The organism is Streptomyces sp. NPDC055506 (genome assembly GCF_053643595.1).
Window position 1 is genome coordinate 20,231 of the sequence record NZ_JBSHKH010000110.1, and the last position, 7,929, is coordinate 28,159.

The 7,929-nt window shown below is 71.7% G+C and carries 5 protein-coding genes and 1 pseudogene; 5 read left to right on the forward strand and 1 reads right to left on the reverse strand.

Going from position 1 to position 7,929, the window contains the following annotated elements:
• Nucleotides 1-20: 20 nt before the first annotated feature.
• From ACWIF2_RS31100 to ACWIF2_RS31110, 3 genes and pseudogenes are all read left to right on the forward strand, one after another.
• Complete coding sequence (locus ACWIF2_RS31100) at nt 21-1,286, forward strand: cytidylyltransferase domain-containing protein (protein WP_454364191.1); 1,266 nt, start codon at nt 21-23, stop codon at nt 1,284-1,286.
• Between the two features lie 13 nt (nt 1,287-1,299).
• Nucleotides 1,300-2,238: an N-acetylneuraminate synthase family protein gene (locus tag ACWIF2_RS31105; RefSeq protein ID WP_454364192.1), complete on the forward strand. Its 939-nt coding sequence runs from the start codon at nt 1,300-1,302 to the stop codon at nt 2,236-2,238.
• A gap of 47 nt (nt 2,239-2,285) precedes the next feature.
• A pseudogene (locus ACWIF2_RS31110) lies at nt 2,286-3,332 on the forward strand (hypothetical protein); the annotation flags it as partial.
• A 1,003-nt stretch (nt 3,333-4,335) separates the two neighbouring features.
• Here the strand turns inward: ACWIF2_RS31110 and ACWIF2_RS31115 are convergent.
• Complete coding sequence (locus ACWIF2_RS31115) at nt 4,336-5,025, reverse strand: class I SAM-dependent DNA methyltransferase (protein ID WP_454364194.1); 690 nt, start codon at nt 5,023-5,025, stop codon at nt 4,336-4,338.
• Between the two features lie 300 nt (nt 5,026-5,325).
• On the opposite strand from ACWIF2_RS31115, the gene ACWIF2_RS31120 reads away from it, so the two are divergent.
• Together ACWIF2_RS31120 and ACWIF2_RS31125 are read left to right on the forward strand one after the other, a co-directional pair.
• The gene (locus ACWIF2_RS31120; protein WP_454364197.1) at nt 5,326-6,558 is read left to right on the forward strand and encodes a M20 family metallopeptidase; all 1,233 of its coding nucleotides are present in this window, start codon (nt 5,326-5,328) and stop codon (nt 6,556-6,558) included.
• Between the two features lie 249 nt (nt 6,559-6,807).
• Entirely contained in the window at nt 6,808-7,854 is a 1,047-nt protein-coding gene (locus ACWIF2_RS31125; protein ID WP_454364195.1) for a BMP family lipoprotein, read from the forward strand.
• Nucleotides 7,855-7,929 lie beyond the last annotated feature (75 nt).

A 7,929-nucleotide genomic window follows, 5' to 3' on the forward strand; every position in this document is an offset into this window, starting at 1 on the left:
CTGCCCAAGGAGTAGTCCCCATGTCCCAACCGGAAGCGGGCCAAGGCGCCTCGGTGCGCCGTGTGCTCGCGGTGATCCCCGCGCGCGGCGGCTCCAAGGGCGTGCCCGCGAAGAACCTCCTCCCCGTCGGCGGCGTTCCGCTGGTGGCCCGTGCGGTGCGCGAGTGCCGCGCCGCCCGGCTCGTGACGGACGTCGTGGTCTCCACCGACGACCAGGCCATCGCGGCAGCCGCCCGCGAGGCGGGCGCCGAGGTCGTGCTGCGGCCCGCCGCCATCGCCGGCGACACCGCCACCTCCGAGGCCGCCGTCCTGCACGCCGTGGACGCGCACGAGGCCCTGCACGGCGCGGTCGTGGACGTGGTGCTCCTGGTGCAGTGCACCAGCCCGTTCATCACCCGGGAGGACATCGACGGCGTCGTCGAGGCCATCGTCGAGAACGGCGCGGACACGGCGCTCACCGTGGCACCGTTCCACGGCTTCGTCTGGCGCGACGCCGAGGACGAGGTCGCGGCCGGCACCGTCGCGGAGGCCGACGCGGCCACAGGCGGCGGCTACGGCGTCAACCACGACAAGTCCTTCCGCCCCCGCCGCCAGGACCGCCCCCAGGACCTGCTGGAGACCGGCGCCGCCTACGGCATGGAAGCGGTCGGCTTCCGCAAGCACCAGCACCGCTTCTTCGGCCGCACCGAACTGGTGCGCACCGACCCCGCGCGCGTGCTGGAGATCGACGACCCGCACGACCTCGCCCGCGCCCGGGCCCTGGCCCCGCTCTTCGACGCGGACCGGCCCGGCGCGCTCCCGACCGCCGACGACATCGACGCGGTCGTCCTCGACTTCGACGGCACCCAGACCGACGACCGGGTGCTCGTCGACTCCGACGGACGGGAGTTCGTCTCCGTGCACCGCGGGGACGGACTCGGCATCGCGGCCCTCCGCAGGAGCGGCCTGAAGATGCTGATCCTGTCCACGGAACAGAACCCTGTGGTCGCCGCCCGGGCCCGGAAGCTCAAGCTCCCGGTGCTGCACGGCATCGACCGCAAGGACCTCGCGCTGAAGCAGTGGTGCGAGGAGCAGGGCATCGCGCCGGAGCGCGTGCTCTACGTCGGCAACGACGTCAATGACCTCCCGTGCTTCGCCCTCGCGGGCTGGCCCGTGGCGGTCGCGAGCGCCCACGACGTCGTGCGCGGCGCCGCACGCGCGGTCACCACCGTCCCCGGTGGCGACGGCGCGATCCGAGAGATCGCCAGCTGGATCCTCGGCCCCTCTCTCGATTCCCTCACCAAGTAAGGACATCTGCGCCATGAGCACCAACTCCCGCATCCGCAAGTTCGGTACCCGCGAGGCCGGCCCCGGCCGCCCCGTCTACGTCACCGGCGAGATCGGCATCAACCACAACGGCGACATCGAGAACGCGTTCAAGCTGATCGACGCCGCCGCCGAGGCCGGCTGCGACGCGGTCAAGTTCCAGAAGCGCACGCCGGAGATCTGCACCCCGCGCGACCAGTGGGACATCGAGCGTGACACCCCCTGGGGCCGGATGACCTACATCGACTACCGCCACCGCGTCGAGTTCGGCGAGGACGAGTACAGCCAGATCGACGCCTACTGCAAGAAGCGCGGCATCGACTGGTTCGCCTCCCCGTGGGACACCGAGGCCGTCGCCTTCCTGGAGAAGTTCGACGTCCCCGCCCACAAGGTCGCCTCCGCGTCCCTGACCGACGACGAGCTGCTGCGCGCCCTGCGCGCCACCGGCCGTACGGTCATCCTCTCCACGGGCATGTCCACCCCGAAGCAGATCCGCCACGCCGTCGAGGTCCTGGGCAGCGAGAACATCCTCCTGTGCCACGCCACCTCGACCTACCCGGCGAAGGCCGAGGAGCTCAACCTCCGGGTCATCAACACCCTGCAGGGCGAGTACCCGAACGTCCCGATCGGCTACTCCGGCCACGAGACCGGCCTGCAGACCACCCTCGCCGCGGTCGCCCTGGGCGCCACCTTCGTCGAGCGTCACATCACCCTCGACCGCGCCATGTGGGGCTCGGACCAGGCCGCCTCCGTGGAGCCGCAGGGCCTGACGCGCCTCGTCCGCGACATCCGCACCATCGAGGCCTCCCTCGGTGACGGCGTGAAGAAGGTCTACGAGTCCGAGCTCGGCCCGATGAAGAAGCTGCGCCGCGTCAGCGGTGTGGTCGCCGAGGCGGAGATCGCCGACGCGGCGGGCGAGCCGGTCGGCGTCTGAGCCCACACCCCCCACAACCCCCCTTACGACGGGACGGTCGTACGTCGATGAGCCCCCGCGCCGGGAACGCCGGCCCCCACACTCTCGCGTTCGTCGAGAGTCCGGTACAGCTGCTGAACGTGCTGGAGTGGGCGCACGCGCATGCGCCCGGCGTGGGGCTCACCCTCGTGGTGCTGTCGCCCGTCGACCCGATGACGCGCGGCCAGTTGCGACGGATGTCCGACCTGGCCCGTGACGAGGGGCACGAGGTCCGCTGGGAGGAGGCCCGCGGCGGCCCGCTGGCGCCCTTCCAGACCATCGGCGGCCTGACGGGCGTACTCCGCAAGGCCCGCCGGATCGTCCTGGGTGACCCCTTCTCCCGCTACGTCCAGCTCCTGCTGACCATCACCCGCGCCCGTGACCTGGTCGTCGTCGACGACGGCACGGCGACGATGGAGTTCGTCGGGCAGCTGGCCCGGGGCGAGAGGCTGGTGCGCTGGCACCGCAAGGGCGGCCGCCCCGGCCCCCGCGACCTGATCTTCGCGCCGGTGTCCTCCTCGGCCCGCCGCCGCCTCACGCCCGGGGACAGGCGCCGGGTGGAGATCTTCTCCTCCATGCCGATGGAGGAGACCCCCGAGGGCGTCACGATCAGCGCCAACGACTTCGCCTGGACCCGGGCCCGCTTCGGCCCGCCCCGCATCACCAAGGGTGCCGACATGGTGGGCACGTCCCTGGTCGAGACGGGTGTCGTCGACGACGACCGCTACCTGGAAGCCGTCCGCGCCCTGGCTGCCGCCCACGGCGCCACCCGCTACTTCGCCCACCGCCGCGAGAGCCCGACGAAGCTCCGTCGCCTCGCGGTCGAGACGGGCCTGGAGATCGTCCGCCCCGAACTCCCCCTCGAACTGATCGCCCGCCGCGGCCCCATCGGCCGCACGATCCTCAGCTTCCCGTCCACGGTCGTCCACACCCTCCCGCTGGCCCTCTCCGGCACCGAGGTCCGCGTGGCGGTCTGCGACATCGACCCCACCTGGCTGACCGAGAACGCCTCCCCCCGGGCCCAGGGCTTCCTCTCGGGCGTGACGGGCACGGCCCGCGACGTCCACCGGCTGTCCAAGGGGGGCCCGCCCGAAGCCACCGAACACCCGACCGCATCGGGACCCATCCCGGACCCGACGACCATGACCGGCCCGGCGAGCACCACGGCCCCGACGGACCCGTCGGGAAGTGCCACGGGCCCGACGAGTTCGGCGACCATGACCGGCCCGGCCCGGCCCAGCAGCATCCCGGCCCCGACGAGCAGGGCGAGCGTCTCCGGCCCGTCGGGGCCGCCCCGCTCACCGGGCAGACCGGGCCCGGCGGACGCGACAGGCGCGATGGCCGCCGGCTGACGCCGCGCGGGGCCCTCGGGGGACCGGGGAAGCCGGGGCCCGGTGAGTCAGGCAGCCGCCGTCACGCCCTTGGCTGCCGACCAGACGGGCCGGGCAGTATCCCGGCACCCACGGGCAGGGCGAGCGTGTGCCGGCGCGTCGGGCAGACCGGGTCCGCCCGGCTCGTCGGGCAGACCGGGTCCGGCGGACGTGGCAGGCGCGATGGCCGCCGGCTGACGCGGTGCGGGGCCCTCGCGGCCGTTGCTGCCGACCAGCCCGGCCGGATCAGGCGGGCGAGGCGACGACGGACTCGGGCACTACGGCGGCTCGCGCGTCGACCGGGCAACCCCGCCGCGACCGGCGGCCGGCTCGTCACCGTTCCCGCCACCGGCCCCGTCGGGGAGACCCAGCCCCGACGAGGCCGAACCGACACCGCAGCCGCTCCACGTGCCGTGCCCAGCCGGGGCGCACTGATGCTCCGACCGTGGCCGCACGCGACCGGCACGGCCCCACGCCCCGGCCGAGGCCCAGCAACGGGCCGACCGACGCCCCCCGACCGGTAGCGGATCCCCACCCCAGCAAACGCGCCCGCCCAGGCTGAACCAGATGCGGCCCGGACGGCGACCGGCTCGCACCCACCCCAGGCGGATTGCGGATCCAAGCCCCGGCCAAGCCAGACCGACACGCCCCCGAGGCAGAGTCAGCTGCCCTCAGGCCCGGGCCCCGGCCGCCCCCGCCAGGGCCCCGCTCACGCCCCCGGCAGGGCCCCCGCACCCGGCTTGTACGCCAGCAGGAATGCCCGGGGGTGTTTCTCCTCGCCCTCCGGCTCACGGAACACGCGGGCGTGGAGGTGCAGGCCTGCCTTCGTGAGGGTGGTCGCTACCGACTCCGGGGTGCGCCAGTAGTAGTCGAGGGAGATCGGGCTGCCGAAGCGCTCGGTGAGACGCAGATGCCCGTCCTCGTCGCCGGACTGGAAGCCGAGCAGGACCGGCGCCCCCGGCAGCAGCACACGGTGGAACTCGGCGAAGACCGACGGCAGATGATCGTCCGGCACATGGATGATCGAGTAGAGCGCGACGATCCCGCCCAGCGTCTCGTCCGGCAGGTCCAGGGCCGTCATCGAACCGACGTGGAACCGCAGCCCCGGATGCGCCCGGCGGGCCAGGGCCACCATGCGGGGCGAGACGTCGACGCCGAACACCGGCAGCCCGAGGCCGTGCAGCCGCGCCGCGACGTACCCGGGGCCGCTGCCGATGTCCGCGACCGGGGGCCGCACAGGCCCTCCGGGCGCCCGGACCAGGTCCACGAAGGCCGTGAGCAGCGCCCGCTCCAGCGGTCTCCCGGCCAGGCTGTCGGGGAACCCGGCGGCGTAGGCCTCCGCGATGGCGTCGTACGAGGCCTGGGTGGCTGTGAGGAACTCGGGGCTGTCGGCGCGCACGGGCCGCACACTATCGGGGCCGTGCGTCAGTGAGATGAACAAGACAGTGTTCCCCGCGCGGGGCGTGGTATCCGTGGAGAGGATGGATGGGTACCGCAGTCGCGACTGAGGTGTGGCCGATATCACACTCCCCGGAGTATGGTGACCGGCTCGACCCGAAAGGGCAGGCGAGTTTACCCATCTCACTTGATAGCTATACGTCCGGCGGTCATATTTTCTTCCCCTAACGGGTTGAAAATTTGTTGATCGAGGGTCAGCTGACCGCCCTGGCGCCCTACCCTTCAAAGGGTGAAGCAATTGATGTCACTGGAGTCCGAGGTCGATCTTCCCGGCGAAGCCGTACTTCCCGGCGCACTGCCCGACGCCCTGCGCGCAGAGCTCATCGCGTTCCGGCGCGACATGCACATGCACCCGGAGCTCGGCAACCAGGAGTTCCGCACGACCGCCGCGATCAAGGAGCGGCTCGAGCGGGCCGGCCTCAAACCGCGCGTACTCGCCGTCGGCACCGGGCTCGTCTGTGACATCGGCGTCGAGGGCGAGCAGTGGGACGGCGGTCCCAGCATGCTCGCCCTGCGGGCCGACATCGACGGCCTGCCCATCCCGGACACCAAGGCCGACTGCCCGTACCGCTCCACCGTGCCCGACCGCGCCCACGCCTGCGGCCACGACGTGCACACCACCGTCGTCCTCGGCGCCGGCCTGGTCCTCGCCGAACTGCACAAGCAGGGCCTGCTGCCCCGCCCCGTCCGGCTGATCTTCCAGCCCGCCGAGGAGGTCCTGCCCGGCGGCGCCGCCGACGTCATCAAGTGCGGGGCCCTGGAGGGCGTCGGCGCGATCATCGCCGTGCACTGCGACCCCCGGGTCGACGCGGGGTACGTCGGACTCCGCGAGGGTCCCATCACCTCCGCCTGCGACCGGCTGGAGATCTCCCTCGACGGCCCGGGCGGCCACACCGCACGCCCCCACCTCACGACCGACCTGGTCACCGCCGCCGCCCGCGTCGTCACCGACGTACCCGCCCTGGTCGGCCGCCGCTTCGACAGCCGCAGTGGGCTCGCGATCACCTGGGGCCGCGTCGAGTCGGGGCACGCACCGAACGTGATCCCGCAGCACGCCGAACTCTCCGGCACCGTGCGCTGCCTCGACATCGAGGCATGGCGGCAGGCCCCCGACGTCGTGGTCGCGGCGATCGACGAGATCGCCAATCTGCACCGCGCCAAGTCGGAGATCAACTACGTACGCGGAGTGCCGCCCGTCGTCAACGAGCCGGGCGTGACCGAGCTCCTGCGCGACGCCATGATCGCCCGGCGCGGGGTCGAATCCGTCGTGGGCACCGAGCAGAGCCTCGGCGGCGAGGACTTCTCCTGGTACCTGGAGCACGTCCCCGGCGCCATGGCCCGACTGGGCGTACGCGTCCCCGGCGAGCGCCACGTACGCGACCTCCACCAGGGCGACTTCGACGTGGACGAGTCCGCGATCACGGTCGGCGTGGAACTCTTCACGGCAGCGGCCCTGGTCAACGGCCTCCGTTAGGGCAGCCCCGGATCTCCGAAGGAACTCCCGACGGGGGCGAACGCACGGCGCGTGCCGAACAGACATGCGCCGTGTCCCCGACCGCACCTTTTCGACCCCGTTCGCTCCCGTGGTTCACAAGGACGTAACCGGCCATCGGCACGAATGGATAACGGCCCCACTGTGAACCGTTCCCAAGGGTGTCTACGCGCGTTAATGTGCGCCGCACTGAGCACCCACTGCGGGGCTTTGGAGAATGGGGAACTTCAGATGCGTCGGATTTCCAAACTGACCCGTGTCGCGGTGGGGGTCGCGTCGCTCGGTCTCGTCGCCACGGCCTGTGGCAGCACCAGCAGTGAGAGCGGTGGCAGTGACACGAAGGAAGACAAGGGTCTCGCCATCGCCTACGACATCGGCGGCAAGGGCGACCAGTCCTTCAACGACGCCGCCTACGCCGGCCTGACCAAGGCCAAGGACGAGTACGGCTACAAGACGGCCGACATCGAGCCCACCGAGGGCGAGACCGACGCCGACAAGGAACAGCGGCTGGCCTCGCTCGCCAAGCAGGGCTACAACCCGGTCATCGGCGTCGGCTTCGCCTACGGCCCGGCGATGAAGGCCGTGGCCGCCAAGTACCCGAAGACCACCTTCGGCATCGTCGACTCCGTGGTCGAGGGCAAGAACGTCGCCTCCCTCGTCTTCGCCGAGGAGCAGGCCTCCTACCTCGCCGGTGTCGCCGCCGCCAAGGTCACCAAGTCGAACACCGTCGGTTTCGTCGGCGGTGTGGACATCCCGCTGATCCACAAGTTCGAGGCCGGCTACAAGCAGGGCGTGCAGGACACCAATCCCAAGGTGAAGGTCGTCTCGCAGTATCTGACCCAGACGGCCGAGGAGGGCGGCTTCGCCAGCCCCGACAAGGGCAAGGCCGCCGCCGAGGGCCAGATCGAGAAGAAGGCCGACGTCGTCTACCAGGCGGCCGGTCTCTCGGGCCAGGGCGTCATAGAGGCCGCCGCCAAGGCGAAGGTCTGGGCGATCGGCGTCGACTCCGACCAGTACAAGCAGGCTCCCCTCGCCGCGTACAAGCAGTACATCCTCACCTCCGCCCTCAAGGACGTCGGCGGCGCGGTCTACGCGCTGTCCAAGTCGGTCCACGACGGCAAGCCGCTGTCCGGCACCCAGACCTTCGACCTGAAGGTCAACGGCGTCGGAGTCTCCGAGGCGAACCCGGAGTTCGGCAAGGTCGCGGGGCTCAAGGACGCCGTGGACAAGGCCAAGAAGGGCATCATCGACGGCTCCATCAAGGTCAAGACCGAGTAGTGCTACCGGTCTGAGACAGCCGGAGAGGGGGGGGCCCCCCGGGGGCCCCCCGCGCCCCGGGGCGTTTAAAAAAAA

What these genes read in the sequence shown, in the direction of transcription:
- ACWIF2_RS31100 (WP_454364191.1), top strand. Translation starts at nt 21, where the DNA reads ATGTCCCAACCGGAAGCGGGCCAAGGCGCCTCGGTGCGCCGTGTGCTC.
- ACWIF2_RS31105 (WP_454364192.1), top strand. Translation starts at nt 1,300, where the DNA reads ATGAGCACCAACTCCCGCATCCGCAAGTTCGGTACCCGCGAGGCCGGC.
- ACWIF2_RS31120 (WP_454364197.1), top strand. Translation starts at nt 5,326, where the DNA reads ATGTCACTGGAGTCCGAGGTCGATCTTCCCGGCGAAGCCGTACTTCCC.
- ACWIF2_RS31125 (WP_454364195.1), top strand. Translation starts at nt 6,808, where the DNA reads ATGCGTCGGATTTCCAAACTGACCCGTGTCGCGGTGGGGGTCGCGTCG.